The following is a 26,435-nucleotide window of genomic DNA, read 5'->3' as shown; positions in this document are numbered from 1 at the left end:
AGCCCTCGGGTTCAGGATGGAGGTTTGAGCGCTGCTTCGGCGGGTCGAGAGGTGCGCATATCCCTCAGCGCCCTCATCCTCGGGCCCTGTCCCGAGGATCCAGAGAACCAAGCGATCAGACGTTCGTGACGCTGCCCTGGATTCTCGGGACGGGGCCCGAGAATGACGATCTTCGGAGAGGGTGCGCGCCCTGTCACCGGCATCGCGATCCGCAACTCTCCGTCGGTCGAGATGCTTCGGCACAGCGCTCACCGCGTCATGCGGGCAACCGAAACGACCTTTCGGGGTCAGCGGGAGACGCATTTCCACCAGAGCTGCGTCATCCTCGGGCTTGTCCCGAGGATCTACCGAGACTTGATCATCAGGCTGTCCCTGCGAGGAAGGCCATTCGCGGAGGATTCTGGCGCGGGACCGGCAGTAGATCCTCGGGACAAGCCCGAGGATGACGAAGCGTTGATGGTGGTGCCTCTTCTGCCTTGGGCTGCGCAGGATCGATTTCGACCATCTCATCTCGTGGCCCGCCCCTCGGCAAAAGCCAGACACGCCGCCAGAATGGCTTCCAGGTGCTCGCGCAAGGGGGCGGCATACGCCGCCTCATACGGCGTCGGCCAGTTCTCCGGCGTCGGCGCTTCTTTCGGCTCGCGCACATAGCCCCGGCCGGCGAGTTCCATCTGGACGGCATGGACGCCCGCGGCGGGATTGCCCAGCGAGCGGGTGATGAAGCCGCCCTTGAAGCGGCCGTTGGAGACGGAGGAGAAGCCGCTCGTCGCAGTGATGGCCTCGACCGCCTCCTGCAGCGCCGGATCGCAGGAGACCCCCAAGTTTGTGCCGATGTTGAATTGCGGCAGTTCGCCCTCGAAGAGCCTCGGGATGACCGAGCGGATCGAATGGCAGTCATAGAGGACGATCGCGGGATGGGTTTCGCGCAGGCGTGCGATCTGGGCCTTCAGCGCCGCGTGATAAGGCGTGTGGAACAGCGCCTTGCGCCGCGCGATCTCTTCTGCAGAAGGTTCCCGCCCTTGCTGATAGAGCGGCTCGCCGTCAAAAGTGGCGGTCGGGCAAAGCTCCGTCGTTGCCTGGCCGGGATAGAGCGAGACGCCGGAAGGGTCGCGATTGACGTCGATCACCGTGCGCGAGATCGCGGTATGGACGATGGTCGCGCCAAGCCCCTCGGCGAAATCATAGAGCCTGTCGATCCACCAGTCGGCATCGCGTCGCGCACGCCAGAGGGAGACGAGGCCGGGCTGAAACTCGTCGGGGATGTCTGTGCCGGTGTGCGGCAGCGAGAGGAGAAGCGGTGCTTCGCCCCGTTTGACGGTCAACCAGTCCGTCATGGCGCGACCTCAAGGCCTGGAAGCGCCAGTGGCGACACGCTCTCAACGATCACGCCAGAGAAGACGAGGGTGAAGGCCTCCGCGATGTCCGGCGCGAAATGCCGGTCGTCGGTCAGGGTCGGAACCCTCGCCCGGATGAGCGCGCGGACCCGCTCCAATGCCTCGCTCGATTTGAGATGACCGACGAGATCGCAGCCCTGGGCCGCGGCGAGTAGCTCGATCGCGATGACGTTCATCGCGTTTTCGGTCATGCCCGTCAGCCGCCGGGCGCCATGGGCGGCCATCGAGACGTGGTCCTCCTGATTGGCCGAAGTCGGGATCGAGTCGACGCTCGCCGGCGTGGCCTTCTGCTTGTTTTCCGAAACGAGGGCTGCCGCCGTCACCTGCGGGATCATGAAGCCGGAATTGAGCCCCGGTTTCGGAGTCAGAAACGCCGGCAGGCCGGAGAGTGCCGGGTCGACCAGCATGGCAACGCGGCGCTCGGCGAGCGAACCGATCTCGCAGATGGCAAGCGCAATCGTGTCGGCGGCAAAGGCCACCGGCTCGGCGTGAAAATTGCCGCCGGACAGCGCCTCGTCGGTCTCGACGAAGATCAGCGGATTGTCGGAGACGCCGTTCGCCTCGGTGCCAAGCGTCGTTGCCGCCTGGCGCAGGAGATCGAGCGCCGCGCCCATCACCTGCGGCTGGCAGCGCAGGCAGTAAGGATCCTGCACGCGCGGATCGTCGACCCGGTGCGAAGCGCGAATGGCGGAGCCCGCCATCAGGTCGAGCAGACATTGGGCTGTCTCGATCTGGCCCCGATGGCCACGCAGCGCGTGGATGCGCGGATCGAAGGGCGTGTCGGAGCCCTTGGCGGCGTCGGTCGCGAGCGCGCCCGTGACCAGCGCCGATTGATGCAGGAGTTCGGCCTCGAACAAGCCGGCCAGCGCGTAGGCGGTCGAGAACTGGGTGCCGTTGAGAAGCGCGAGCCCCTCCTTGGCGTGGAGCGTGGCCGGTGCGAGACCGGCCTCGCGGAGAGCGTCGGCGGCCGGCATCTTTGCTTCGCCCACGGAGATTTCCCCCACCCCGATCATCGCGGCGGCGAGATGGGCGAGCGGGGCGAGATCACCGGAGGCGCCGACCGAGCCCTGGCAGGGGATCACAGGGATCAGGTCTTGGACGAGCATCGCTTCGAGAAGCTTCAGCGTCTCGATCGAGACGCCCGACGCCCCCTGCCCCAGGCTTGCAAGCTTCAGAGCCATCATCAACCGGGCGACGGCCTTCGGCATCGGCTCGCCGACGCCCGCCGCATGGCTGAGAACGATATTGGTCTGCAGGGTTTCGAGATCGTCATTGCCGATCCGCACCGAGGCGAGCTTCCCGAAACCGGTATTGATGCCGTAGACCGGCTCGCCCTTGGCGAGAATGCGCGCGACGGCGGCCGCGCTCGCCTCGACCTTCGGCCAGGCGGTCTCGTCGAGACGTGCCGAGGCGCCGCGATAGATGCGCCGCCAGTCGGCGAGCGCGACGGCGCCCGGACGAAGTGTGATTGCCGCGCTCATCGTCCGCCCCTCACCCGGCGGTGGAGCGGATTGAAGCCGATCCGGTAGACGAGTTCGGCGGGCTCCTCGATATCCCAGAGACAGAAATCGGCGCGTTTACCGGCCTCCAGCGTCCCGATCTCGTCTGCTTTCCCCAGCGCCTTGGCGGCGTTGCGCGTGACGCCGAGGAGGCATTCCTCGACGGTCATGCGGAAGAAGGTCGCGGCCATGTTCATGGTCAGGAGCAGCGAGGTCAGCGGCGAGGTGCCGGGATTGCAGTCGGTGGCGAGCGCGATCGGGACCCCTTTGGTGCGCATCAGATCGACCGGCGGGAGCTTGGTCTCGCGAATGAAGTAGAACGCGCCGGGAAGAAGCACGGCGACGGTGCCGCTGTTTGCCATCGCCTTCGCGCCGGCCTCGGAGAGATATTCGAGATGATCGGCCGAAAGCGCGCCGTAGCGGGCTGCAAGTTCCGCCCCGCTGAGATCGGAGAGCTGCTCGGCATGCAGCTTCACCGGCAGGCCACGCGCCTTCGCCGCATCGAAGACCCGCGCCATTTCGTCTGGCGAGAACGCGATCCCCTCGCAAAACCCGTCGACCGCGTCGGCGAGGTTTTCCGCCGCGACAGCCGGCAGCATCTCCTCGCAGACCTTGGTGATGTAGGCGGCCTTGTCACCCTGCGCCTCTGGCGGAAGGGCATGCGCGCCGAGAAAGGTCGTGGTGACGGCGACGTCCCGCTCCTCGCTCAGCCGCCGGGCGGCACGCAACGACTTCATCTCGCTCTCGGTATCGAGCCCGTAACCGGATTTCACCTCGATCGTCGTCACGCCCTCGGCGATCAGCGTGTCGAGGCGCGGCAGCGTCTCGGCGACGAGCTGGTCCTCGCTCGCCCCGCGCACGCCCTTAACCGACGAGACGATGCCGCCGCCGGCGCGTGAGACCTCCTCATAGCTCGCACCGGCGAGCCGCATCTCGAATTCCTTGGCCCGGTTGCCCGCCCAGACGAGATGGGTGTGGCAGTCGATCAGGCCGGGCGTGATCCAGCGACCTTCGCAGTCCATAGTCTCGGCGCCGTCGGTCAGCACCGGCGGACAATCGGAAGCGGCCCCCGCAAAGGCGATCCGGTCATCCTCGACCACAAGAACGCCGTTTTCGACAGCGCCGAGACCCTTTGCGCCCTCGGCCATGGTCGCGAGCCGCGCATTGCGCCAGACGCGGCGTGTGACATCCTGTCGTGTGGGGTCTGCCGTCAAGGAGGATCCTTTCGCGGGCTATCGATGCTGCGTTTTTAAGTATAGACATAACACCGGATGGCGCAAGCGGACCCATTGAACGCCGAGGACCTACGATGCCCGAGACAATTCTTCTCGCCAAGCAGGCCCTCCTCCCGGAGGGATTCGCTGAGGATGTGCGGATCACGATCAAAGGCAGCCGGATCGCTTCGGTCGAACGCCATGCCCCGCCGGAACCCGGCGATGAGCGTGTGGATATCCTCATCCCCGGCATGGCCAATCTGCACAGCCACGCCTTTCAGCGCGCGATGGCGGGGCTGGCGGAAGTGCGCGGGCCGGGGCGCGATACGTTCTGGACCTGGCGCGACCTGATGTATCGCGTGGCGCTGACGCTGGATCCGGAGGATGTCGCGGCGGTCGCCGCGCAGCTTTATGCGGAGATGCTGGAAGGCGGCTTCACCCGCGTCGGCGAATTCCACTATCTCCATCATGCGCCGGACGGGACGCCCTATGCGGATGTCGCGGAACTCGCGGCTTCGATCGCCGAAGCGACCTCAGAGACCGGCCTCGGCCTGACGCTCATTCCGGTTCTCTATGCCCATTCGGATTTCGGCGGTGTGCCTCCAAGCGACGGCCAGCGGCGCTTCCTCAATGATCCGGAGCGGTTTGCCCGGCTCGTCGAGGCGAGCGAGACGAAACTTGCGAACCTCTCCGAAGCGCGGCTCGGCATTGCCGCGCACAGCCTGCGGGCCGCGTCGCCGGAAGAGTTGCAGTTCGCCGCCGGACTGAAGCCGAATGCCCCCTTCCACATGCACATTTCCGAACAGGTGAGGGAAGTGGAGGATTGTGTCGGCTGGAGCGGCCGTCGACCGATCGAATGGCTCCTCGACCATGCCCCTGTCGATTCGCGGTGGTGCCTCATCCATGCGACGCACATGACGCCAGCCGAGACCACGGGCCTCGCCCAGACCGGTGCCGTCGCCGGCCTCTGCCCCGTGACCGAGGCCAATCTCGGCGACGGAACATTTCCTGCGCCGGATTTCATCGAATCGGGTGGCCGCTTCGGGGTCGGCAGCGACTCCAACATTCTCATCGGCGTCGCCGACGAATTGCGGCAGCTGGAATATGCCCAGCGCCTCGCCCATCGGGCCCGCAACGTCATCGCACCGCCCGGCGCCTCCAACGGCCGGACGCTCTTCCAGGCGGCTCTGGCCGGCGGCGCACAGGCCACCGGCCTCGGCAAGAGAGCCGGCATCGCAGAAGGCGCACTCGCCGATCTCGTCTCCCTGAAGGCCGATCACCCCGCCCTCCTCGGGCGGAGGGGCGACGCGATCCTCGACGCCTTCATCTTCGGGGCCAGCCGCTCGCCGATCAATTGCGTCTGGGCGCTCGGAAAGAAACAGGTGGACTCGGGGCGTCACATCATGGCCGATCAGATTTTCACCCGCTTCAAGTCAGCGGTCGAACGACTGTCGCAACGGATATGACGACGGGCGCGCCATGACGCTAAGGCCAGTCAATTGTGGCTGATGAAAATCTAGCCTCTTTCCAAGATGCACATGAATTGACATTCTGGGCATGAGAGGTTTCGATATGTCTAGGCATATCGCCAGCCCGCGTCCGATCCATCCGATCGACCAGGATGCCCCGCGACCTTAACCGGAGACACGACCCCATGCACAAGCGCCTATTTCTGAAAGCCGCCTTAAGCCTTTCGATCGCCGTTGGCGCATCCTTCGCCGGCGGCTCGCTCGCCTTCGCGCAGGACGCGCTCGAGCGGGTCAAGTCCGCCGGTGTCATGTCGGTCGGCACCGAGACTGCCTTCGCCCCCTTCGACTTCATCGACGAGACCGGTGCCCATGCGGGCCTGAACGTCGACGTCTTCGAAGAGATCGGCAAGGAGATGGGCGTCAAGATCGAATGGGTCGAGCTTCCCTGGGAAGGCGTGTTTCCGGGCCTCGAGGCCGGCCAGTTCGACATGGTCGCCGGCCCCGCCACGATCACCAAGGCGCGCATGGAACGCTATCGCTTCCTCACCCCGATCGCCGAGGCGACCGTCGCGATCCTGAAGCAGGCCGGCGACGATTCGATCCAGAAGCCGGAAGACATCGCCGGCAAGCTCGTGGGCGCCGGCAAGGCGACCGCACAGCTCGCCCAGGTTCAGGAATATGGCGAGACGCTGCCGGAGCCCATCGAGACCCGCGAGTATGTCGGCTACAACGAAGCCTATGCCGATCTCGCGGCCGGCCGTATCGCTGCCGTCGCGAACTCCCTGCCGAACATCGCCTATCTCGCCCAGCAGCAGCCGGACGTCTTCGAGACCGTGACCCCGGCCTTCGGCCTGAAGACCTATTTCGGCTTCATCGGCACGAAGAACCCGGAAGACCAGTCGCTTCTCGATGCGGTCAACGCCGCGCTGATGAAGATGAAGGAAGACGGCCGCATGGCCGAACTCCAGAAAAAGTGGTTCGGCCAGTCCTTCGAGACGCCGGATGAAGTGACCGATCCGAACGTGTGATTGGCCGGCCTTCTGCGCCACGCCTCCGGCGCCGTCTGTCTCTGACCACAAGCGGTCGGTCGGCGCCGGCCATCCAAGTTAGGACGTCATCCTCGGGCTTGTCCCGAGGATCTACTGCCAGCGTCACACCAGAACCATTGCCGAACGCCCTTCCTCCCACGGAGAGCCCCAAAACACCTCTCAGTAGATCCTCGGGACAAGCCCGAGGATGACGGCGAGAGGCGGAAGAGGAAGGCAGCGGGACGTTGATCAGCACCTCGCTTCAAACAGGCCGGCGACGAGATCCCACCCCAGGCACCTGCCGCCACGACACCGCCCTCTGACGCCACACAGGATACACTGATACTCCATGTCGATGCGTCTTTTCGAACTGATGCTGTGGGCGGCGGGCAAGACGGTGCTGCTCAGCGCGGTGTCGATCATGATCGGTCTGGCCATCGGCCTGATGATCTGTGCGGCAAAGCTCTCGCCGAACAAGCTGCTGAGCATCCCCGCGACGCTCTATGTCAGCCTGTTTCGCGGCGTGCCGCTGCTGGTGCAGCTGCTACTGATCTACAATCTTCTCCCCGTTCTCGGCATCATGGTGCCGAGCGTCGTTGCGGCGGTCGCCGGCCTGTCGCTCTGTACCGCGGCCTATCAGGCGGAGAACCTGCGCGGCGGGTTCCAGTCCGTGCCGCGCGGCCTCCTCGAAGCCGCCGACATGGTCGGCATGAGCCCGTGGAAGCAGCTGACGCGCATTCGCGCGCCCATCGCCTTCCGCCTGACGCTGCCGGCGCTGGTCAATGAGGCGATCCTGATCCTGAAAGCCTCCTCGCTCGTCTCCGTCGTCGGTGTCATCGAACTCACCCGCATGGCCCAGAACCTTTCGGCCTCCTCCTTCCGGCCCCTGCTCTTCTACTCGGTGGCGGGCGCCATGTATCTCGTCATCTGCTGGGTGGTGGCCGGCGGCGGCTCGCTCGCCGAGCGCATGCTGAAGACGGGAAGCCGCGCATGAGCCTCGATTTCGACCTGATCTTCGAGCGCCTACCGGAAATCCTCAGCGCCTTCTGGGTGACGATCTGGATCTGGGTCGTCTCGAACATCCTTGCCGTCTTTCTCGGCTTCGGCGTGGCGACGCTCAGGCGCTACGGCCCGCGCTGGCTCGACCTTCTGCTCCGCCTTCTCGTCGAGATCATTCGCGGAACGCCGTTTCTAGTGCAGCTCTTCCTTCTCTACTTCGGTGGCCCCTTTATCGGCCTCTCGCTCGACCCGATTCCGGCCGGCCTTCTCGGCATGACGGTCTATTCGACCGCCTATTACAGCGAGATCTTTCGGGCAGGCTACAATGCCATTCCGCCCGGCCATGTGGAGGCCGCACAATGCGTCGGGCTGACGCGCGGCCAGATCATCCGGCGCATTCTCGTGCCGGAAATGACCATGCTCGTCCTGCCGCAATGCGTGAACATGGCGATCCTGATGATGAAGGAGACCGCCATCCTGTCGATCATCACCGTGCCGGAACTCACCCTCGTGGTCGGCGCGATCGGCTCGCAGCAATATGCCTTCGTCGAGGCGATGTTCCTGCTTGCTCTGTTCTACTGGTTCCTCGTCGAACTGTCCGGCTTCCTCGGTCGGATCGCCGAGGCGAAACTCTCGAAGTTCAGGTTCGCCCATTCATGACCCGTCCCGCCGTCACGGTCCGCGACGTCCACAAGTCGTTCGGCAAGACCGAGGTCCTGAAGGGGATCGACCTCGCCGTCCCCAGCGGTTCGACCACCTGTATTCTCGGGCCCTCCGGCTCGGGCAAGTCGACGCTTCTGCGTTGCATCGCGTTCCTCGAGGAGACCACTTCGGGCATCATCGAGATCCATGGCGAGCCCCTCGGCTTCGCCGATACCGGCGATGGCGGGCGCACCCGCCTGCCCTCGAGCGAAATCCGCAAGGTCCGCGCGCGGATCGGCATGGTCTTTCAGCAGTTCAATCTCTGGCCCCACATGACGGCGCTCGGCAATGTGACCGAGGCGCTGGTCACCGTGCGCAAGATGAAGCGCAAGGACGCCAACGAGATCGGCGAGGCGCAGCTTGCCCGTGTCGGCCTCTCCGATCGCGGTCATCACTACCCGGCCGAGCTTTCCGGCGGACAGCAGCAGCGCGTGGCGATCGCTCGCGCGCTGGCGCTGGAGCCCGATATCCTGCTCTTCGACGAACCGACCTCCTCGCTCGATCCGGAACTCACCGGCGAAGTCCTCAACGTGATGCGGGAACTCGCCGGCGGCGGCATGACCATGATCGTCGTCAGCCACGAGATCGGTTTTGCCGCAAGCGTCGGTGACAAGATCGTGTTCCTCGACGAAGGCAAGCTGCTGCTCGACGGCCCGCCTTCGGAGATCTTCGCGACGCCGCGCCATCCCCGGCTTCAGCAGTTCATGGAGACCTATCTCGACCGCGGCGCCGCGACGCTCCTCTGACGGCCATGGAGGGACGAATCGCGCCTGCAGCTGATAGGGATCGCGGCATGTCCGCCACCGAGATCCGACCGCGAAATCCACAGGAACCGCAACGCCGCTCACTGCATCAGACGATTCTCGACGATCTGAAGGGGCGCATTCTCTCCGGCAAATGGCCGCCAGGCACACAGATCCCCTTCGAACAGGACCTCGCAAGGCAGTTCGCCTGCTCGCGCATGACGGTCAACAAGGTGATGACGCAGCTCGCGGCCGCCGGTCTCATCGAACGCCGCCGAAAGGCCGGGACCTTCGTCAAGCGACCGCAGTCGCATACGGCGATCATGACGATCGTCGACATCCGCTCCGAGGTCGAAGCGCTCGGGCTGCCCTATCACTACGAGATCCTGTCGCGCGACATCCGCATGCCGAGAGCCGCGGAAGCCGAGCGACTGGGCGCGAAGGGCAGGATCCTGGCGATCGTGTGCCGGCATTTCGCCGCGCGCCAGCCCTTCTGCTTCGAAGACCGGCTGATCAATCTCGAACTCGTTCCCGAGGCCGAGAAGGAGCCGTTCGAGATCCTGTCCCCCGGCGCCTGGCTGGTCTCGAAGGTTCCCTGGTCGGACGCCGAATATCGCATCCGCGCCGTCGCGGCGGATGACGAGATCGCGGAAAAGCTTCTGATCGAAAGCGGCACTCCGTGTCTCACGATCAAACGGCGAACGACGATCGACGCCGTGCCGGTGACCGCGGTGAACCTGACCTATCCGGGAACCGACCACGAGGTTTCGGCGCGCTTCACCTCTAGGGCCATCTGATCATGATCCGCCGGGCCGAACCGCCGCCGCGTGGCTCAAGCCTTGCTCTCAAAGCGCTTGGACAGGCGAGCGAGGCTCAGGAGTTCGAACAGCATCTGGGCGCCGGCATGGGCGGTGTTGGTCGTCGCATCATATTGCGGGGCGACCTCGACGACATCGCCGCCGATCATGTCGAGCCCGCCGAGGCCGCGCAGGATGGCCTGGGCCTCGCGCGTCGACAGGCCGCCGATCTCGGGCGTGCCCGTGCCAGGCGCGAAGGCCGGGTCGAGACTGTCGATATCGAAGGAGACATAGACCGGCCCCTCGCCCGCGACCGCCCTCGCCTTCTCGACCACCGCCGCGATGCCGAGATCGGCGATCTCCTCGGCATGGATGACGGTCATCCCGCTTTCATAGGAGAACTCCCAGAGATACTCCGACGAGCCGCGAATGCCGATCTGGATGGTGCGCTCCGGGTCGAGCACCCCGTCGAGCACCGCCTGACGAAACGGGCCGCCATGGTGGAACTTGCAGCCCTCATAGGGTCCGGACGTATCGCAATGGGCGTCGATATGGATCATCCCCACCGGCCGTTTGGCGCCGAGCGCCTTCAGGATCGGGAGGGAGATCGAGTGATCGCCACCGACGAAGAGCGGCATGACGCCGGTCGCGGCGATCTTGCTGGCCGCGGCTTCGATGTCCTCATGGGATGTCGCCACGTCGAAGCGCGAGCGGAACGGGACATCGCCAATGTCGGCGATGGCGAGTTCGTGCGTCGGCATCGTCTTCAGGACGTGGTTGTAGGGTCCGACGCGCTCGATCGCCCGCAGCGCGCGCGGCCCGAAACGCGAACCATTGCGATTGGTGACACCGAGATCCATCGGAACGCCGACCAGCGCGACGTCGAGCCCGGCGAGATCGAGGGCGTTCCAGTCGACCGCGCGATAGGGGACGTCGAGCAGCGTCGGCAGGCCGGCATAGGGCGCGACCCGGGTTCCCTTCTTGTCGAACAGGCGGTCGGCCACGGCCGCAAAGCCCGGATCGTAGATCGCCCGCTCGTTCTCACCCGAATAGCGCGCGCGAAGGGCGTTGAGCTTGTTTTCGTCCATGTTCCCGCCGACTCGTTTCACCGCGTTGCAGCGCACAAGACTTTGCGCCCTGACTTGGACTTGAACGCCAATCGCGGCATCCTTGCAAGCCGGATCGCGTTGCAATGCCGAACGGGGTGGACGCTGTCGCGGCGCAGCGACGCTCCCGTCTCTCCCTGGCACACCAATCTCCCATCAAAGAAGGTTTGAAACGCTTGTCCGATCTCTCGCATTTCCAGCCGCTTGATGCCGGCGCCATTCCCCGCTTTGCGGGCGCCTCGACCTTCATGCGGCTTCCGGCAGCCTCCCCCGGCGGGGTGGATATCGCACTCGTTGGCGTCCCCTTCGACGGCGGCACCACCAATCGCACGGGGCCGCGCCACGGGCCCCGCGAGATCCGGAACCAGTCGAGCCTTTGCCGCCGCGTCCATCATGTGAGCCTCACCTCGCCCTTCGACCTGTTGCGCGTGGCCGATTGCGGCGATTCACCGGTCAATCCCGTCGACAAGGAGGAGAGCCTTGCCGCCATCACGGGGTTTTTCGAACAGATCCGCGATGCCGGCGCCGTGCCGCTGACGGCGGGCGGCGATCATCTGATCACGCTTCCGGTCCTGCGGGGCCTCCACAAAGGCAGCCCCCGCGCGCTCATCCATTTCGACGCGCACACCGATACCTATGACGAGATCTTCGGCACGAAATACAATCACGGCACGCCCTTCCGCCGCGCCGTCGAGGAGGGTCTGCTCGATCCGGAGCGCATGATCCAGATCGGCCTGCGCGGTGCGATCTCGCATGGGACGAACTACGACTGGGCGCGCGATGTCGGCATTCGCCTTGTCTTCATCGAGGAGTTGCGCAAGCGCGGCCTCGCCGACGTGATGGCCGAGGCGAAGGCCCTGGTCGGCGCGGACGAGACCTATGTCTCGTTCGACATCGACGTGATCGACCCGGCCTATGCACCGGGTACCGGCACTCCCGAGATCGGCGGCATCACGAGTTTCGAGGCCCAGAGCCTGGTGCGCATGCTCTCCGGCGTGAACATCGTCGGTGCGGACGTCGTCGAGGTGTCACCGCCGCTCGACCCGAGCGGGATCACCGCGCTGACCGGCGCGACGATGATGTTCGAGCTGCTGTGCGTCATGGCGGAAGGCATGGCGGCGAAGAAGGCTGACTAGGGGCGGCAGCAGGGCCGAGGGCCGTCGTTATCCATGGGGAGGTTGTCGCAGTGAAGTGCGATCTTGCAGCGGCGGAGGCGCGGTCTCATACCTCAAAACACCCATTGCGCCATACGGCATATGGGTGCATCGTTATGCATAGACATATCCAGCGAAGGTGCTCGACATGAACATCCACACGCCTGTTCAGATGCCCGCAGACGAACTCGCCGCCAATGTGTCTGTTCCTTTCGAGCGCGCTCACGCAATGCCGCGCTCGGTCTATACCTCCGAGGAGTTCCTGAAGCTCGAACTGGAGCACATCTTCTCGAAGGAGTGGGTCTGCGCCGGTCGGGTCGACGCGCTGAAGAACCCGGGCGACTACCTGACCATGGAGATCGCGGACGAGCCGATCATCGTGCTGCGCGATCGTGACGGCCAGTTGCGGGCGATGTCGAATGTCTGCCGGCACCGCATGTCGGTGCTGCTGGAAGGGCGCGGCAACACGAAGGCGATCGTCTGCCCCTACCACGCCTGGACCTACAATCTTGACGGCTCGCTGCGCGGCGCGCCGGCCATGACCCGCAATGAGAGCTTCTGCAAGGCGGACGTCAAACTGCCCGAGGTGCGCTGCGAGGAATGGCTTGGCTTCATCATGGTCACGCTGAGCCCCGATACGCCGCCGCCGTCTGAAAAGCTCGCCGAGGCGGCCGCCATGATCGAGCATCTCGATCTTGCCAGCTATTCGGAAACCTTCCGCGAGAACCATGTCTGGGACACGAACTGGAAGGTTCTCGCCGAGAACTTCATGGAGAGCTATCATCTGCCGATCTGCCATCGCGCGACGATCGGCGGCTCGACGGACATCAACGAGATGGTTCTTCCGGAAGGCAAGGAAGCCTTCAACTGGCACACCATCCTGCGCAATGATGCCGTGCCCCTGTCGCTCGCCCATCCGGACGACACGCGGCTCAAGGGCGACGAGCGCCGGACCACGTGGCTCTTCGCGATCTATCCTTCGTTGATGATCTCGATCACCCCTGGCTATTTCTGGTATCTGAGCCTCCATCCCGAAGGCCCGGGCAAGGTGCGCATCATCTGGGGCGGCGGCATGTCGGCACCCTACATGGCCGACCCGAAGGCGCCGGCCCAGCTCGAAACCGTCAAGGCGATGCTCGAAAGGGTCAATGACGAGGATCGTGGCTGCACCGAGCGGGTCTATCGCGGTCTCCTCGGCGGCCTTGCCGAAGCCGGCCCCCTCTCCCACCTGGAACGGCCGAACTTCGACTTCGCCCAATACATCTCTCGTTGCGTGAACGGTTAGCGCTGACGAGGCGGGAGAATTTCCAGTGCTCCCGCCGCTTTCTGGCAAGACCCATATGGCGCAGCCTTGAGGGACCGAGCACGTCGGGCCTGAGAGACCGGGTTCAGGTCTCGGCGCAACAGCGTCAATGCTCAGCCTGTCTCAAGGACGTTTGAGAGCAAGCGCAATCCAGCCTCAGCCGGATTGGTATGAGGCTTTTGCACCGGCACGTGGCCGAGGAGCCGAACCGACTTACCGCCGGCTTCCAGCATTTCCTCATACATGCCGCGTCCTCCTCACTGACGGGACCAGCAGGACCTCGTTGCAAGAGCGATAACCGGCCGCCCCTCTCGTTGAAATTCGGCATGGTCGAGATTGACAAGCGGACGGCGTGAGGATTTTATACAGGTTCATACAGGTATTTTAGACAGGTTCAAACAGAAGTGCGACGGCTCGCTTCCGCCTCGATCGCCTCCGGCAAACCGGAAAAGATCGCCCAGATCCTTGAGGACGAGATCCGCTCGGGGCGGCTGGCCCATGGCGCCCAGCTTCAGAGCGAGAACGAGCTCGTGCGCCGCTTCGCCGTGAGCCGATCGACAATCCGCAAGGGTCTCAGCGAACTGTCGCGGCGCGGCCTGATCACAACCAGCGTCGGCATCGGCTCCTTCGTGACGTTCGACGGCAACGTCGTCGCCGACGAGGCGGGATGGACCGAGGCCTTGGAGAAAGCCGGTGCGAACGCCGTTACACGCACGCTTCGACTGGAGATCATCTCGGACCCGTCGCTTGCCGAGACACTGGGCTTGGAAAGTGCGGAGTTCATCGCGCTCGACCGCGCTCGGACCAATGCCGACGACGGCCATGCCATCTCGATTGAGCATTCACGCATTCCGATGATCCCGGAGATCGAGAATCTGCCCGTGCGCGGCCTGCGCGACGGCTCGCTGCACGCGACGCTCAGAGAGGCGGGCCTCTTTCCCGACCATGGCGAGGAATGGATCGATGTCGTTGCCCTCAATGCGGAGGACGCCGCGATCCTGAGCTGTGAGCCCGGCACGATGTTCCTGCGCACCCGCCGGGTCATCCGAACCCGCGAAGGCCAGGTGATGGAACACATCACCAGCCTCCTCAACCCGTCCCATTTCGCATTGCATCGAGAGTTCTGAAGGCATGTCCGACGTGAACAGCATCCAATTGGACCGTGCCATGGGCGCACTCGTCGGCGGCGCCCTCGGCGACGCGCTCGGCATGCCGACGCAATTGCTCTCGCCGCAAGAGATCCGGAACGACTACGGCCACGTGGCTCGCTTCCTGCCTCCGACCGCCGATCATCCGGTGTCGAAGGGACTGCCGGCCGGCATGATCACCGACGACACCGAACAGACACTGCTGCTCGCGGAGCAGCTTCTGGAGAGTGGAGAGCGGTTCGACCATGCGGCCTGGGTCGAGCGGCTGCTTGCCTGGGAGGCCGACGTCAAGGCCCGTGGCAGCTATGATCTGCTCGGCCCCTCCACCAAGCGCGCGATCGACCTGATCCGCGCCGGCACGGCGCCGGAAGAGGCCGGCCGGGAAGGCACGACCAACGGCGCGGCCATGCGCATCGCACCGGTCGGCATCATGATGCCGGTGGTTCCGCTGGATCGGCTGGTGGCGAAGGTCGAGGACACCTGCGTCGCCACCCATGCGACCAGCGTCGCCATCGCCTCGGCCTCGGCCGTCGCAGCGGCGATCAGCGCGGCGATCGACGGTCGCGGCTGGAACGAGGCCGCCGAATGCGGGATCGAGGCTGCCCGGGCCGCCCGCAGCGTCGGTGCATGGACGGCCGCCCCCGACATCGCAGCCCGGATCGTCTGGGCGCGCGAACTGGTGGCCGGCGTCAACGAGCACACCGCGATCACTGCGATCATCGAACTCGTCGGCACATCCGTTGCCTCGCAGGAATCGATCCCCGCCGCCTTTGCGGTGGTGGCGGCCGCGAATGGCGACCCCTGGCGCGCCGCGGTCATCGCAGCGAATCTCGGCGGCGACACCGACACGATCGGCGCCATTGCGGGCGCCATAGCGGGTGCTGCGGCCGGGATGGCGAACCTCCCGGACGAGCACGTCCAAGAACTGAAAGGCATCGACCTGACATTCACCGAAGACCTGGCGCGTCGTCTGCTGACGCAGCGCAGCGTCCTCGTCGAGACGCCGAGCGGGCTCTGAGAATGGCGCGGCTCGTCCATATCGGCGGGGCGGTGATGGACTATGTCTATCGGGTTCCGCAGCTTCCCGAACGGGCGGCCGAGCTTCTCGCGACGAGCTTCGAGCGGCTTCCCGGCGGTGCCGTCAACATGATGGTGGCCGCCCGTCGGACAGGCCTTGCCACGGCGTGCGGCGGCGCCCTCGGCACCGGGCCCGACGGCGACAGGCTCCGGGCATTTCTCGCGGCCGAAGCGATCGACGTCCTTCTCCCTCCCGTTGAAGAGGCCGACAGCGGCAATTGCGTCGTCCTCATCACGCCGGATGCCGAACGGTCTTTCGTCTCCTTTCCGGGGGCCGAGGCGCGCATGGCGGATCTCGGCATGCTCAACGAGCACCTGTCGCCGGGGGATTACGTCGCCGTCAGCGGCTATGTCCTTTCCTATCCTGGAAGCCGTGACGCCGTGCTTTCTCTCGTCGAAGACCTCATGCCCGGCGTCTCCGTCGTTTTCGACCCGACGCCGGTCATCGCCGAAATTCCCGGAGAAATCCTCGATCGCATCCTGGCCTGCACAACGTGGCTGAGTGCGAACCGGCGCGAGATCGCGGCCATGACGCGGGCCGATGGATCGGGCGAGGATACATCGGCCCTGCTCGAAAACGCGATGCCTTGCGGCCAGGGCATCGTGCTTCGCGACGGCGAAAAGGGCGCCGAACTCATCCTGCGCGACGGGGTCCGCGAGACCGTGCCCGGCTTCGCCGTTGCGGCCGTCGACACAAACGGCGCCGGCGATACCCATGTCGGCGCCTTCGTCAGCGCTCTTTCCCGCGGCGCACGACCGGCCGAGGCCGTGCGCTACGCCAATGCGGCCTCGGCGATCAAGGTCACGCGGCGCGGCGGCGCATCCGGGCCGCACCACGACGAGATCATCGACTTCCTGTCCGCTGCGGACCAAGGCCGGCAAAGAACCGGCAAGACCACAATGGGTCACTGAACCGGCCACGACCGATCGAAAGGAAACATGCGATGAAAAGACATACGACGGCAATTCTTGCAGGGCTCGGACTTCTCGGGACAGCGCAAATGGCGACGGCAGCGGAACTGCACGTCCTCAACTGGAAAGGCTATGGCGCCGACGAGCCCTTTGCGACCGAAGCGTTCGAGAAGATGACGGGCGATACGGTCGTCAACGACTTCTTCAACTCCGAACAGGAGATGCTGACGAAGCTGAGGACCAATCCCGGCCTCTACGACGTGGTGATGATCAACGCCGCCTTCATGCAGCAGGCGCTCGACGAGGATCTGGTCCAGCCGATCGACACCGCGAAGATCGAGAATTACGGCGACATCGACGAGTCGACCGCCCAGTCGCCGATGCTCAACGTCGATGGCAACACCTATGGCGTGCCCTGGACCTGGGGCCTGACAACCATCGCCATCAACGACAAGGCCTTCGAGACGGCGCCGACGTCCATCAAGGAGATGTGGAAGGATGAGCACAAGGGGCGCGTGACCATCCGTGACGACGCCGTCGAGGCGATCCAGCTCGGAGCGCTGGCCACCGGCCAGAACATCAACGACGTCGAGGACATGGATGCCGTCAAGTCCTCACTGAGCGAGCTTCTGCCGAACATCCGCACATTCTGGTCATCGGAGAACGACTGGAATCAGATGATTGCCTCGAACCAGATCGATCTCGGCACCTACTGGTCCGGCTCCGCCGGCCGCGCGCAGACCAAGTTCAATCTGCCCGTCACCCTCGCCGTTCCCGAGGAAGGCGCGGTGGGCTGGCTCGACAGTTTCGCCATTTCGCAAGGCTCCGACAATGTCGAGAGTGCGCACAAGTTCATCAACTACATGCTCTCGCCCGAGTTCTACACCGAATGGGACGAGACGGTCGGCGCGCCGGTGTCGGCGAGCAGGCGGGCCGTGGCGGCCCTGCCGGAGGATGCGTTCAACCGCGCGGTCATGGGCACACCGGAGATCGCCGAGCGGGTCCAGTTCCAGGAGCCCATCACCGATGAGCAGCGCGAAGAATATCTGAAGCTCTGGCAGAGCCTCAAAGTCGGCGCGAACTAAGGCTCGACGCCCCGGCCGCCGGCAGACCGGTGGCCGGGGCGTTCCCATCAAAGCAAACCGCTCTTTCGACACCACGCCCGCAAGGGACGAGAACCATGGCGGCGACCATGACGCAAGAAAACGGGCTCAGGAAGGCATTTCCGCTGCTTCTTCCGGCCTATGCCTGGCTGACGCTGGCGATCTTCCTGCCCTTGTCGGCGATGGTCTATTTCTCGCTCCTGACCTCGATGTCGCCGAGCGAGCAATCCTCGTCCCTGACGCTGGAAAACTACGCGGCGTTCTTCTCCGATCCGCTCTACGTGACACTCCTCCTGCGCTCGCTGCGGCTCGGACTGGTCGTCACGCTGATCTGCATCCTCGTTGGTTTTCCTGCAGCCTATGTACTCGCGAAGATCTTCAAGGGCCGGGCGCGGGAAGCGATCTTCCTGCTCGTCATCCTGCCGTTCTGGAGCAATTCGCTGGTCCGCGTCTTTTCCTGGTCGATGGTTCTGCGCGAGGGCGGAATACTGGACACGGCCCTGAATTCCATTCTGCCCTTCGAGGTCACCTTCGACCTCATGTACTCCTATCCGGCCGTCGTTATCGGGCTCGTCCACTCCTACCTGCCCTACATGGTCCTGACCTGCTATCTCAGCCTTCAGGCCATCGATGATGCGCTGATAGAGGCCGCTCGTTCGCTCGGCGCGTCACGATTGACTACGCTCCGCCGCGTCGTCGCCCCCCTCGCCCTGCCGGGCGTTCTGGCTGGATCGGCCCTGATCTTCATTCCGGTCGTCGGCTCGTTCATGGAACCGCGCATTCTCGGCGGAAGGGGCGGGACGCTGTACGGCACGGTGATCGAGGATCAGTTCACCGCCGTCTACAACTGGCCCTTGGGTGCCGCTCTCTCCTTCATCCTTCTTGCCGTCGTGCTGGTCATCCTTCTCGTCTCGGCGCCGGTCCTGAGGAAAACCGCATGATCCGCACACCCGCCTTTCTGTCGGGGCTCGGCCGCTTTTACATCGGCCTCGTGCTCCTCTTCCTCTACCTGCCGCTCGCGATCATGGCGGCGATGTCCTTCAACGTCTCGCCCTTCTACCAACTGCCGTTCGAGGGGACGACCGAGTGGTATCTGGCCCTCAGCGGCAATGACTCGCTGATCGAGGCGAGCCTCAATTCGCTCAAGATCGCCGTCCTGACGACGATCATCGCAACGATTCTCGGCACGGCGGCCTCTCTGGCCCTGTTCCGCTACGATTTTGCCGGCAAGCGCGTGATCCAGTCGCTTCTGTTCCCGCCGATCGCCATCCCCTGGCTGATCTCGGGAACCGCGATGCTGATCTTCTTCTTCGGGACGGGGATCGGGCGAGGCCTTCACGCGATCCTGCTCGGTCACGTCGCGCTCGCCCTGCCCTATGTCATCATCGTCGTCTCGGCGCGCCTTGCGACATTCTCGCGGGACCTCGAAGACGCCGCAGCCTCCCTCGGCGCATCAAGCTGGCAGACCACCTGGAAGGTCACCCTGCCCTGCATCGCGCCCGGCATCGTCGCCGGCGCTCTCTTCGCCTTCGCCGTGTCGTTCGACCAGTTCGTCATTTCGTATTTCCTCGCGACGCCCGGTCAGACGACCTTGCCGGTCGAAATCTACGCGGCGATCCGAAAGGGCTTCACCCCCGAAATCAATGCCGTCTCGACGATCATCATCCTGTTCTCGATGGGCCTGATGCTCGTGGTGTCGAGATTCTTCCGCTTTGGAGGCAGTCAGTAATGGCCCGAGTCGAAGTTCGAAACGTCTCCCTCACCTTCGGCGCCCACAAGGCCGTCGACGATGTCTCGATCTCGTTCGAAGACGGCGGCTTCTATGCGCTGCTCGGCCCGTCCGGTTCAGGGAAAACGACGCTACTGCGCATGATCGCCGGCTTCGAGTTTCCCGACGAGGGCTCGATCCACATCGGCGGCGAAGCGGTCGAGAGCGTGCCGGTGAACAAGCGGCGGATCGGCATGGTCTTCCAGAACTATGCGCTGTTTCCCAATATGAGCGTCGCGGGCAATGTCGCCTTCGGCCTTCAGGTGCGCGGGGAAAAAGGCGAGACGGTTCGGCGGGATGTGGCCGACGCGCTGGAGCTTGTCCAGCTCGGTCATCTCGCGGATCGGCGGCCGCACCAGCTTTCCGGCGGACAGCGCCAGCGGGTTGCCCTGGCACGCGCCATCGTCACGAAACCGCGCGTCCTGCTCCTCGACGAGCCGCTGTCGGCCCTCGACAAGGCGCTACGCACCGACATGCAGGTGGAGCTGAAGCGCATTCAGCGGGAAGTCGGCGTCACCACGATCTTCGTCACCCACGACCAGGACGAGGCGTTGTCGATCTCCGATCGGATCGGGATTCTGAACAACGGCCGGATCGTCCAGGAGGGTGCGCCGGAAGAGATATACGACCGGCCGAAGAGCGAATTCGCGGCAACCTTCCTCGGAGACGCAAACATCTTTGCCGGCACCTTCGACGGTACACGTCTGCGCCTCCAAAACGGTGAGGCCATCGACCTGCCCTCAGACGCACGCCCCGCCAATGGCGACCTCAGACTGGCCATCCGTCCGGAGCGGGTTCGGCTCGTCCCGTCCGCCGCACTGGCCGAGTCCGGTTCCAGCCAAAGCTCCAGCCACCTTGCCGGTACGATCACGCGCCGGATGTTCTCCGGCAGCCAGAGCACGTACTTGGTCGAAAGCGGCGGACAGGAATACAAGGCGATCGTCATGCGCGGGAACGCTGGCGAGCTGGAAGTCGGAACTCCGGTCGCGATGCAATGGGATCGCAGCGACCTCATCGTGCTTTGAAGGGGGGTACCCTCACTGAACACCTCGGGCCGTGACATTCTGGGTGCGGGACTCTTTGAGGAACCTGCCCCTCGAACATCCCATCGGCTCGGCTCCCTCAGCCCTGACCGATGTCCGCGATCTTGCGCAAGGTGTGGAGAAGCGCGAGGCGCTCGGCCGGATTGAGGGGCCCGAGCGTGTCCTCGCTCGCCTTGATCGCGCAGGGCGTCATAGACCGGAGTGCATCCCGCCCCTCCTTGGTGATCGTGATAATGACCTTGCGCCCGTCGTCCGGATCCTTTGACAGCGCAATCAGCCCGCGGGCCTTGAGGCGCTCAACTATTCCCCGGATCGTCGCCTGATCGACTCCCGTCGCCTTCACCAGTTCGGCCTGGGATCGGCTAACGCCATCGTCCAGTGCGCAGAGCGTCGAAAACTGCACTGCCGTCAGGTTCTCGATGGCGGCATTGCTCTGGAAGATCGCCAGATGCCGTTGGTAGGCACGGCGCAGCAGATAGCCGACTTGCTCGGTGAACACGTAATCCATGGTGCCCGTCAGGGACCGGCCCGATTCCGCCGCCCGCGAGATCACCCCGTCCGGCTGCTTCTCGTCGAGAGCTTCTGCGCTGTCTGAGGAAGTCTCGCTTTCCGGCTCCCCCGGGTGCCCGTATCTTGACCCGTTCGGATCGTTTGGTGGCGGCCCCTTCATGCTGCCTTGCCTCCATGAACCCGCGAAGCGATCCGAACGCCGACAAGGACAGGGAATCCCCTGCTCTCGAAGCAGGACTTCATGGCTCGACGCTTTCGAGCGCACCGACCTTTCGCGTCCGGGCAAGGACTAGATAGACCACGGGAGCTGCCATGGCGACGCCGACGACCGAAATGAGATAGCTCGGCGTGAACATCATGAGTCCGCCAACGAAGACCAGCGCCCTCTCGCCTCGCCCGAGACTGCGGCGCAGGAAACCTTCGGCCCCGATCGCGAGGAATATCGTTCCGAGGCAGACGGTAGTGATCTGGACGATCGTGTTCATCTCGAAGCCCGGAGCCAGAATGCTCGGCGCATAGACGAAGGCGAAGGGAAGCACGAAGGCCGCCAGCGCGAGCTTGCAGGCGCTGAGCGCGATGCCGATCGGATTGGCATCCGAAATCGCCGCCGCGGCATAGGCCGCCACCGCGACCGGCGGGGTCATGGCGGACAGCACCGCGAAATACATCAGGAAGAGATGCGCGTTCAGAAGCGGGATCTGGAAGTCGCTGACGAGCGTGGGCCCGATCAGCACCGCCGCCAGGACGTAAGCGCTGGGTGTCGGCATGCCGAGACCGAGAAGGATCGTCACCGCAGCGCTCAGAAGCAGCGCGATCGCCATGTTGTCGCCGGCAAGAGCGAAGGTGATGTAGGAGAATTTCATGGCGAGACCGGTCATCGTGATGCCGCCGATGACGAGGCCGGCCGCCGCGCAGGCGCCGGTCACGCCGAGCATGCGGATCGTGGTCGCCGCAAGCCCGTCATAGATGCCGACCGGACCGAGCCGGTGCCCGGCGCGAAACCACGAGGCGACGACGACGGACACCGTCGCGAAAACCGCAACCCTGGTCGGCGAATAGCCCTGCAGCAGCGCAATGACGAGGACGACGAGCGGGACGATGTAGACCCAGCCCTCGCGCAACGTCGTCCATAGCGACGGCACCTCTTCGCTCGAAAGAGCGGTCAGGGCCAGGCGCTCGGAGCGCAGATGCACCTGCAACATGATGCAGGCGTAGTAGAGGATCGCCGGGATGATCGAGGCGACGACGATGGTGACGTAGCTGATCCCCGTATATTCCGCCATGATGAAGGCCGCCGAGCCCATCACCGGTGGCAGAATGCTTCCGCCGGTCGAAGCGGCGACCTCGACGGCCGAGGCGAGGCGCGGCGAATAGCTGAGCCGCTTCATCATCGGGATGGTGATCGAACCGGTGGTGACGACGTCGGAGGTCGGGCTGCCGGACATGGTGCCGAACAGCGCCGAGGAGATGACGGCGATCTTCGCCGGGCCGCCATGGGAGCGCCCTGCGATCGCCGCGGCAACGCGGAAGAAGAACTCGCCACCGCCGGCCTTCTCCAGAAACGTGCCGAACATCACGAACAGGAACACATAGGTCGCGGCGACGCGCACCGGGACGCCGAACAGGCCGTCGCCGGTAAAGACATTCACGTCGAGGAAGTGATTGAGGCTGATGTAGCCGTGGCTCAGCGGGCCGGAAATCAGGTGACCGAAGAGGTTGTAGGCCGTGAATGCGACGACGATCAGCATCAGGAACAGACCGACGGTCCGTCGGGTGATTTCCAGAGCCAGCAGCACGATCGCCAGCGCAGCCGCCATCTGGACCGTCGTCAGCGGCAGGAAAAGGCTGATGCGGGTCGCGATGACCTCGGTCTGGGAGATGAAATAGACGGCGGTCACCAGACTGATCGCCACCAGGATCCAGTCGTACCAGGGAACCGTCCTCTCGCTCGCCGAGCGGCCGGCGCGCACCATGATGAAGGACGGCGGCAGGATGAGGCAGAGAAACACTGCCGTTGCGGCCAGAGCGTCGACCCGGGCGAATGTCGTTTCCCACAGCACCCACAGCCCCACGGCCGCTGCATAAGCCTTGACGGCCATCGCCAGCGGACCCGCAAGGTCACGACGCCCGCCGACATTGAACAGGCTGTTGAAGAACCCCATCATGGCGGTCGACTCCGGGAGAAACCTGCTCGCCCAGGCGAGCGGGTGGCGCGAAAAGGATCGTAGCGGCTTCGGACGGCGAACCTGCGCCGCCGCCCGAAAGTTGCGGCGGAACCTTATTCAGCGGCCGCCTTGTAGGCTGCGAGGGCGCCCTCGTGATAGGGAAGTCCCTTGGCGGACTGCATCACCTCGGGCGTCAGCGCCTTCATCGAAGAGTGCACGTTCTGCAGTTCGGCGATGTGGTCGAGCAGCGCCTTGGTCAGGTTCTCGACCTCTTCCGGCGAATCCGACTTCGGCACGATCAGCGCCGCCTGGGCACCGAATGTCTTGATCTCCTCTTCCTGCCAGTCATAGCTGCCGGCCGGGATCGTGTAGGGCACCGAACCGTAGGTCTCGCTCATGTAGGCGATGACGTCGTCCGGCACCGAGAGAAGGCGAAGGTCGACGCTTTCGGCGATCGAGCCGATCGAGCCCGTGCCGATGAACATGGCGTTGGTCCAGATGTCGCCGCGCCCGTCCTTCATCAGTTCCTCGGCGGTCTGGGAACCCTGATACTGGATCGACCCGCCATTCGACTCGATGTCCGAGAAGGTGATGCCGAGCTTGTCCAGCGAGGCCTCGGCGAGGATGCTCGGCAGAATGCCCTTCTTGTTGACGATGAGATTGACGGGCGTGCCCTTCATGTCGGCGATGGAGGAGATGCTGTGCTCCTCGGCGAAGTCCTCGTCCATCAGCCACTGCATCGGCGCCCAGTTGTAGAGGACGGCGACGACGGCGAAGTCCGACATCGGCTCCTGGAAGGGGGTCTCGCCCTTCGAGGCGATCACCGCCTCGCCCAGATGGACGATCGACATGTCGCAATTGCCCTGCGCCATCTGGACGATGTTGGCAAAACCGCCGCTCGAGGTCTGATAGGTCACCGTCGAGTCGGGCTCTTCCTGCTTGACCGCAGCGTCGACACCGGCGCCAAGCAGGGCCCACAGGCCGCCGGGGCTCGCACCGCACAGCGTATAGTTTTCCGCCTTGGCGCTGGTCGCCGAGAAGCCGGCCGCAAGGATGCCTGCGAACACGGCCGAGGACTTCAGAATAGACTTTGGCATGTCGATGAACTCTTCCTGTTGGTGGAGTGACGGCAGACGAGGCATTGCGAGGGAGGCCTCTGCGGCGGGTCGATGCCGCAGATTCTCGTCATGTCACGGTCGGGGCTGGCGGTGCCTCCCTTGGGTCGATGGGAATGTGCGACGGCCTGATGCCGCTTGATGAAAGGGTGATGCCGGTCTCCGGCGTGGCGGCGGCGACGGCCCGCTCGAGACTGGCGACGCTGCCGGAATGGATCATGAAGAGCGGATCGCCTTTGAAGACCTCGTGACCAGGCCCGACCTTCAGATCAACGCCCGCCGACTTGTCGTGAGGGGCGCCGGCACGCCGTGCGATGCCCGCGATATGCCAACCGTCGACCGCCTCGACCATCCCGTCGCGCGGCGCCGCGATAGTCCTGGTGAACGGTCCCGGCATGATCGGGCTGTGAGCACCCTGCGCGGCGGCGATCTCATCGAGCTTTGCTCTGGCCCGCCCCGAGACGAGGATCTCCTCGGCCGTCCTGCGCGCCTCGGCATGGCTGCCGTGCTCGGGTGAAAAGCTGAGGATCTGACTGGCGAAGAACAGCGCCTTGTTTCGGAGATCGGCAGGCGCGTCCGGCGCGTTATCGAGCACCTTCATCACGTCGCGCAATTCCAGCGCGGGTCCGATTCCGTTGCCGATCGCATTGCCGCCATCGGTGGCGAACGCCCGCACCGTCATGCCGAGACCCGCACCCACACGCTCGAAGATCCGGCCCAACTCGTCGGCCTCGGCCCTCGTCTTCAGCTTGGCATTTGGCCCGTAGGGCATGTCGATGACCACATGGGTCGATCCGGCAGTCCACTTCTTCGACAGGATCGAGGCAACCGACCAGGTGTTGCTGTCGAGGGCGAGCGGTCGCGTGATGGCATTGACCACATCGTCGAGCACGGAATGATTGAGCCGCCCGTTCCAGGCGATGCACCCGCCTGTCTCGCGCACGACGCGATCGACATCCGCAAAGGACAGATCGATCCTGCACAGCGCTTCCATCACGTCGGCCGTACCGGATGCCGAGGTGATGGCACGCGAGGAGGTCTTCGGCATCAGGAGCCCTGCCGCAGCGACGATCGGCACGACGATGAGGGTGATGCGGCTTCCCGGGATACCACCGAGCGAATGCTTGTCGACGACGCTGGGCGAGCCCCAGTCGATGCGCGGTCCGAACCGGCACCGCGCCTTCGCGACTGCGATCGCTTCCTCGTCGTCGAGAGACTGGATCGCCTTGAGAAGAAAGGCGGCCGTCTCGCCATCAGGATATCGACCGTCGACGATATCGCCGAACAGGGTCTCGTAATCGTCGGCGCGCAGCCTCTCGCCGGCGATCTTGCGCCGCAGGATCTTCCGGCTGCTCGGAGAGGGCGTGCGCGCGACCGAGACGAGCGAACCGTTTCCGACGCCCAAGGCCTCGAAGACTTCACGCGACAGGCCGATCTCATCGGGGCGAAGCATGTCGCAGGGCTCGACGAGATCGAGCTCGGCCCGGACCGCACCCGTGCCGGCATGGGTGATCTCGATCCGTCCCTCACCCGCCAGGGCCGCCGCATCGACCAGCGGGTTGTCCTCGCGAAGATAAGCCATCCGCCGCCGGGCCGAGGCGATCGGAACGCGTTTGAGGAAGAGCCGCGACGCATGATGATCGAGCGCTGCGACGTGACGGGTCACCGCTTCGTCGAGAGCGGTATCGTTGACCACCGTCACGACATCCAGGTTCGACGGCAGCGGCTCGACGGTGCGGGCAAGCCGCTGCTCGATCTCCTCGGCGCTCTCGCGACCGCGGGCCATGAGCCGCTCGCGGATAATGGCGGGAGGCGCGGTGATCTCCACGATCACGAAGCGGTCGACGATGCCCGCAAGGTCCGGGATCGCGCCACGCGAGCCATTGGCGATGACGTTCCGTCCGGCCTTGAGATCATCGAGAATGCCGATCGGCAACCCGTAGCGAAGCCCGTGGGCTTGCCAGTGATGGAGGAAACGGCCGTCCTCCACCATCGCGGCAAAGGTTTCATCATTGACCGGCTGGTGGTCCTCGCCAATCCCGGCGGGCCGCGTGATCATCCGACGAACCTGGACGTATCGACCGGAGGGGCCGAGGGCCTTCATGCCCTCGGAAATCAGCGTGTCTTTGCCGACTCCACTCGGGCCCACGACGTAAAAGAGGGTTCCGGTCTGCATCGCGCGACTC

Annotated in this window: 24 protein-coding genes; 15 read left to right on the top strand and 9 right to left on the bottom strand. The window is 64.7% G+C overall.

Going from position 1 to position 26,435, the window contains the following annotated elements; all coding sequences use genetic code 11:
• Positions 1–506 precede the first annotated feature (506 nt).
• Genes hutG through hutI form a run of 3 tightly spaced genes read right to left on the bottom strand, consistent with a single transcriptional unit; the run spans position 507 to position 4,041 of the window.
• On the bottom strand, positions 507–1,334 hold the full coding sequence (hutG, locus tag MF134_RS10670; protein WP_255339439.1) for an N-formylglutamate deformylase: 828 nt from the start codon (positions 1,332–1,334) through the stop codon (positions 507–509).
• A complete protein-coding gene (hutH, locus tag MF134_RS10665) occupies positions 1,331–2,875 on the bottom strand; it encodes a histidine ammonia-lyase (protein ID WP_255339438.1) in 1,545 nt (514 codons plus the stop codon). The genes hutG and hutH overlap by 4 nt, the downstream gene beginning before the upstream one ends.
• Positions 2,872–4,041 carry an imidazolonepropionase gene (gene hutI / locus MF134_RS10660; RefSeq protein ID WP_255339668.1) on the bottom strand — a complete coding sequence of 390 codons (1,170 nt, stop codon included), beginning with the start codon at positions 4,039–4,041 and terminating at the stop codon, positions 2,872–2,874. The genes hutH and hutI overlap by 4 nt, the downstream gene beginning before the upstream one ends.
• A 161-nt stretch (positions 4,042–4,202) precedes the next feature.
• Here hutI and MF134_RS10655 point away from each other — a divergent pair, with 161 nt between their 5' ends.
• From MF134_RS10655 to MF134_RS10630, 6 genes are all read left to right on the top strand, one after another.
• Positions 4,203–5,573, top strand: a complete 1,371-nt coding sequence (locus tag MF134_RS10655; protein WP_255339437.1) for a formimidoylglutamate deiminase — start codon at positions 4,203–4,205, stop codon at positions 5,571–5,573.
• A 188-nt stretch (positions 5,574–5,761) separates the two neighbouring features.
• Positions 5,762–6,604: a transporter substrate-binding domain-containing protein gene (locus tag MF134_RS10650; RefSeq protein WP_255339436.1), complete on the top strand. Its 843-nt coding sequence runs from the start codon at positions 5,762–5,764 to the stop codon at positions 6,602–6,604.
• A gap of 349 nt (positions 6,605–6,953) precedes the next feature.
• On the top strand, positions 6,954–7,598 hold the full coding sequence (locus MF134_RS10645) for an amino acid ABC transporter permease (RefSeq protein WP_255339435.1): 645 nt from the start codon (positions 6,954–6,956) through the stop codon (positions 7,596–7,598).
• The gene (locus tag MF134_RS10640) at positions 7,595–8,263 is read left to right on the top strand and encodes an amino acid ABC transporter permease (RefSeq protein WP_255339434.1); all 669 of its coding nucleotides are present in this window, start codon (positions 7,595–7,597) and stop codon (positions 8,261–8,263) included. Before MF134_RS10645 ends, MF134_RS10640 begins: the two co-directional genes overlap by 4 nt.
• Positions 8,260–9,051 (top strand): amino acid ABC transporter ATP-binding protein, encoded by a 792-nt coding sequence (locus MF134_RS10635; RefSeq protein WP_255339433.1) that lies wholly within the window; start codon positions 8,260–8,262, stop codon positions 9,049–9,051. Before MF134_RS10640 ends, MF134_RS10635 begins: the two co-directional genes overlap by 4 nt.
• A gap of 47 nt (positions 9,052–9,098) precedes the next feature.
• Positions 9,099–9,845, top strand: coding sequence for a UTRA domain-containing protein (locus MF134_RS10630; RefSeq protein WP_255339432.1), 747 nt, complete (start codon positions 9,099–9,101; stop codon positions 9,843–9,845).
• A 35-nt stretch (positions 9,846–9,880) separates the two neighbouring features.
• Here the strand turns inward: MF134_RS10630 and speB (MF134_RS10625) are convergent, their stop codons facing one another.
• Positions 9,881–10,933 (bottom strand): agmatinase, encoded by a 1,053-nt coding sequence (gene speB / locus MF134_RS10625; protein ID WP_255339431.1) that lies wholly within the window; start codon positions 10,931–10,933, stop codon positions 9,881–9,883.
• Positions 10,934–11,199: 266 nt separating this feature from the next.
• On the opposite strand from speB (MF134_RS10625), the gene speB (MF134_RS10620) reads away from it, so the two are divergent.
• Together speB (MF134_RS10620) and MF134_RS10615 are read left to right on the top strand one after the other, a co-directional pair.
• Positions 11,200–12,087, top strand: a complete 888-nt coding sequence (gene speB / locus MF134_RS10620; protein WP_457589977.1) for an agmatinase — start codon at positions 11,200–11,202, stop codon at positions 12,085–12,087.
• Positions 12,088–12,253: 166 nt separating this feature from the next.
• Entirely contained in the window at positions 12,254–13,390 is a 1,137-nt protein-coding gene (locus MF134_RS10615; protein ID WP_255339429.1) for an aromatic ring-hydroxylating oxygenase subunit alpha, read from the top strand.
• A 131-nt stretch (positions 13,391–13,521) separates the two neighbouring features.
• On the opposite strand, the gene MF134_RS10610 is transcribed toward MF134_RS10615, so the two are convergent.
• The gene (locus tag MF134_RS10610) at positions 13,522–13,653 is read right to left on the bottom strand and encodes a hypothetical protein (protein ID WP_255339428.1); all 132 of its coding nucleotides are present in this window, start codon (positions 13,651–13,653) and stop codon (positions 13,522–13,524) included.
• Between the two features lie 159 nt (positions 13,654–13,812).
• Here MF134_RS10610 and MF134_RS24010 point away from each other — a divergent pair, with 159 nt between their 5' ends.
• From MF134_RS24010 to MF134_RS10575, 7 genes are all read left to right on the top strand, one after another.
• The gene (locus tag MF134_RS24010; RefSeq protein ID WP_255339427.1) at positions 13,813–14,535 is read left to right on the top strand and encodes a GntR family transcriptional regulator; all 723 of its coding nucleotides are present in this window, start codon (positions 13,813–13,815) and stop codon (positions 14,533–14,535) included.
• A gap of 4 nt (positions 14,536–14,539) precedes the next feature.
• Entirely contained in the window at positions 14,540–15,574 is a 1,035-nt protein-coding gene (locus MF134_RS10600) for an ADP-ribosylglycohydrolase family protein (protein WP_255339426.1), read from the top strand.
• Between the two features lie 2 nt (positions 15,575–15,576).
• Entirely contained in the window at positions 15,577–16,545 is a 969-nt protein-coding gene (locus MF134_RS10595) for a PfkB family carbohydrate kinase (protein ID WP_255339425.1), read from the top strand.
• 32 nt (positions 16,546–16,577) lie between these two features.
• A complete protein-coding gene (locus MF134_RS10590; protein ID WP_255339424.1) occupies positions 16,578–17,630 on the top strand; it encodes an ABC transporter substrate-binding protein in 1,053 nt (350 codons plus the stop codon).
• 95 nt (positions 17,631–17,725) lie between these two features.
• Complete coding sequence (locus tag MF134_RS10585) at positions 17,726–18,589, top strand: ABC transporter permease (RefSeq protein WP_255339423.1); 864 nt, start codon at positions 17,726–17,728, stop codon at positions 18,587–18,589.
• Complete coding sequence (locus tag MF134_RS10580; RefSeq protein ID WP_255339422.1) at positions 18,586–19,377, top strand: ABC transporter permease; 792 nt, start codon at positions 18,586–18,588, stop codon at positions 19,375–19,377. The genes MF134_RS10585 and MF134_RS10580 overlap by 4 nt, the downstream gene beginning before the upstream one ends.
• Positions 19,377–20,441 carry an ABC transporter ATP-binding protein gene (locus MF134_RS10575; protein WP_255339421.1) on the top strand — a complete coding sequence of 355 codons (1,065 nt, stop codon included), beginning with the start codon at positions 19,377–19,379 and terminating at the stop codon, positions 20,439–20,441. The genes MF134_RS10580 and MF134_RS10575 overlap by 1 nt, the downstream gene beginning before the upstream one ends.
• A gap of 97 nt (positions 20,442–20,538) precedes the next feature.
• Here the strand turns inward: MF134_RS10575 and MF134_RS10570 are convergent, their stop codons facing one another.
• From MF134_RS10570 to phnN, 4 genes are all read right to left on the bottom strand, one after another.
• On the bottom strand, positions 20,539–20,967 hold the full coding sequence (locus tag MF134_RS10570; RefSeq protein WP_255339667.1) for a MarR family winged helix-turn-helix transcriptional regulator: 429 nt from the start codon (positions 20,965–20,967) through the stop codon (positions 20,539–20,541).
• A gap of 241 nt (positions 20,968–21,208) precedes the next feature.
• Positions 21,209–23,134, bottom strand: coding sequence for a TRAP transporter permease (locus MF134_RS10565; RefSeq protein WP_255339420.1), 1,926 nt, complete (start codon positions 23,132–23,134; stop codon positions 21,209–21,211).
• 113 nt (positions 23,135–23,247) lie between these two features.
• Positions 23,248–24,231, bottom strand: coding sequence for a TAXI family TRAP transporter solute-binding subunit (locus tag MF134_RS10560; RefSeq protein WP_255339419.1), 984 nt, complete (start codon positions 24,229–24,231; stop codon positions 23,248–23,250).
• An 88-nt stretch (positions 24,232–24,319) separates the two neighbouring features.
• The gene (gene phnN, locus MF134_RS10555; protein WP_255339418.1) at positions 24,320–26,425 is read right to left on the bottom strand and encodes a phosphonate metabolism protein/1,5-bisphosphokinase (PRPP-forming) PhnN; all 2,106 of its coding nucleotides are present in this window, start codon (positions 26,423–26,425) and stop codon (positions 24,320–24,322) included.
• Between the last annotated feature and the right edge of the window lie 10 nt (positions 26,426–26,435).

Source organism: Jiella marina (assembly GCF_024359545.1).
GTDB lineage: Bacteria > Pseudomonadota > Alphaproteobacteria > Rhizobiales > Rhizobiaceae > Jiella.
Note: the sequence above shows the minus strand (reverse complement) of the source record. Positions and strands in the feature narration are given on the sequence as shown.

Bases quoted from the DNA above. Each gene is read 5' to 3' on its own strand.
- MF134_RS10595 (WP_255339425.1), top strand. From the start codon at position 15,577: ATGGCGCGGCTCGTCCATATCGGCGGGGCGGTGATGGACTATGTCTAT.
- MF134_RS10580 (WP_255339422.1), top strand. From the start codon at position 18,586: ATGATCCGCACACCCGCCTTTCTGTCGGGGCTCGGCCGCTTTTACATC.
- MF134_RS10600 (WP_255339426.1), top strand. From the start codon at position 14,540: ATGTCCGACGTGAACAGCATCCAATTGGACCGTGCCATGGGCGCACTC.
- speB (WP_457589977.1), top strand. From the start codon at position 11,200: ATGCGGCTTCCGGCAGCCTCCCCCGGCGGGGTGGATATCGCACTCGTT.
- MF134_RS10590 (WP_255339424.1), top strand. From the start codon at position 16,578: ATGAAAAGACATACGACGGCAATTCTTGCAGGGCTCGGACTTCTCGGG.
- MF134_RS10615 (WP_255339429.1), top strand. From the start codon at position 12,254: ATGAACATCCACACGCCTGTTCAGATGCCCGCAGACGAACTCGCCGCC.
- MF134_RS10575 (WP_255339421.1), top strand. From the start codon at position 19,377: ATGGCCCGAGTCGAAGTTCGAAACGTCTCCCTCACCTTCGGCGCCCAC.
- hutI (WP_255339668.1), bottom strand. From the start codon at position 4,041: ATGGCCGAGGGCGCAAAGGGTCTCGGCGCTGTCGAAAACGGCGTTCTT.
- MF134_RS10635 (WP_255339433.1), top strand. From the start codon at position 8,260: ATGACCCGTCCCGCCGTCACGGTCCGCGACGTCCACAAGTCGTTCGGC.
- MF134_RS10610 (WP_255339428.1), bottom strand. From the start codon at position 13,653: ATGTATGAGGAAATGCTGGAAGCCGGCGGTAAGTCGGTTCGGCTCCTC.
- MF134_RS10585 (WP_255339423.1), top strand. From the start codon at position 17,726: ATGGCGGCGACCATGACGCAAGAAAACGGGCTCAGGAAGGCATTTCCG.
- MF134_RS10560 (WP_255339419.1), bottom strand. From the start codon at position 24,231: ATGCCAAAGTCTATTCTGAAGTCCTCGGCCGTGTTCGCAGGCATCCTT.
- MF134_RS10640 (WP_255339434.1), top strand. From the start codon at position 7,595: ATGAGCCTCGATTTCGACCTGATCTTCGAGCGCCTACCGGAAATCCTC.
- hutH (WP_255339438.1), bottom strand. From the start codon at position 2,875: ATGAGCGCGGCAATCACACTTCGTCCGGGCGCCGTCGCGCTCGCCGAC.
- MF134_RS10630 (WP_255339432.1), top strand. From the start codon at position 9,099: ATGTCCGCCACCGAGATCCGACCGCGAAATCCACAGGAACCGCAACGC.
- MF134_RS10655 (WP_255339437.1), top strand. From the start codon at position 4,203: ATGCCCGAGACAATTCTTCTCGCCAAGCAGGCCCTCCTCCCGGAGGGA.
- MF134_RS10565 (WP_255339420.1), bottom strand. From the start codon at position 23,134: ATGATGGGGTTCTTCAACAGCCTGTTCAATGTCGGCGGGCGTCGTGAC.
- MF134_RS10570 (WP_255339667.1), bottom strand. From the start codon at position 20,967: ATGGATTACGTGTTCACCGAGCAAGTCGGCTATCTGCTGCGCCGTGCC.
- phnN (WP_255339418.1), bottom strand. From the start codon at position 26,425: ATGCAGACCGGAACCCTCTTTTACGTCGTGGGCCCGAGTGGAGTCGGC.
- speB (WP_255339431.1), bottom strand. From the start codon at position 10,933: ATGGACGAAAACAAGCTCAACGCCCTTCGCGCGCGCTATTCGGGTGAG.
- MF134_RS10645 (WP_255339435.1), top strand. From the start codon at position 6,954: ATGTCGATGCGTCTTTTCGAACTGATGCTGTGGGCGGCGGGCAAGACG.
- MF134_RS10650 (WP_255339436.1), top strand. From the start codon at position 5,762: ATGCACAAGCGCCTATTTCTGAAAGCCGCCTTAAGCCTTTCGATCGCC.
- hutG (WP_255339439.1), bottom strand. From the start codon at position 1,334: ATGACGGACTGGTTGACCGTCAAACGGGGCGAAGCACCGCTTCTCCTC.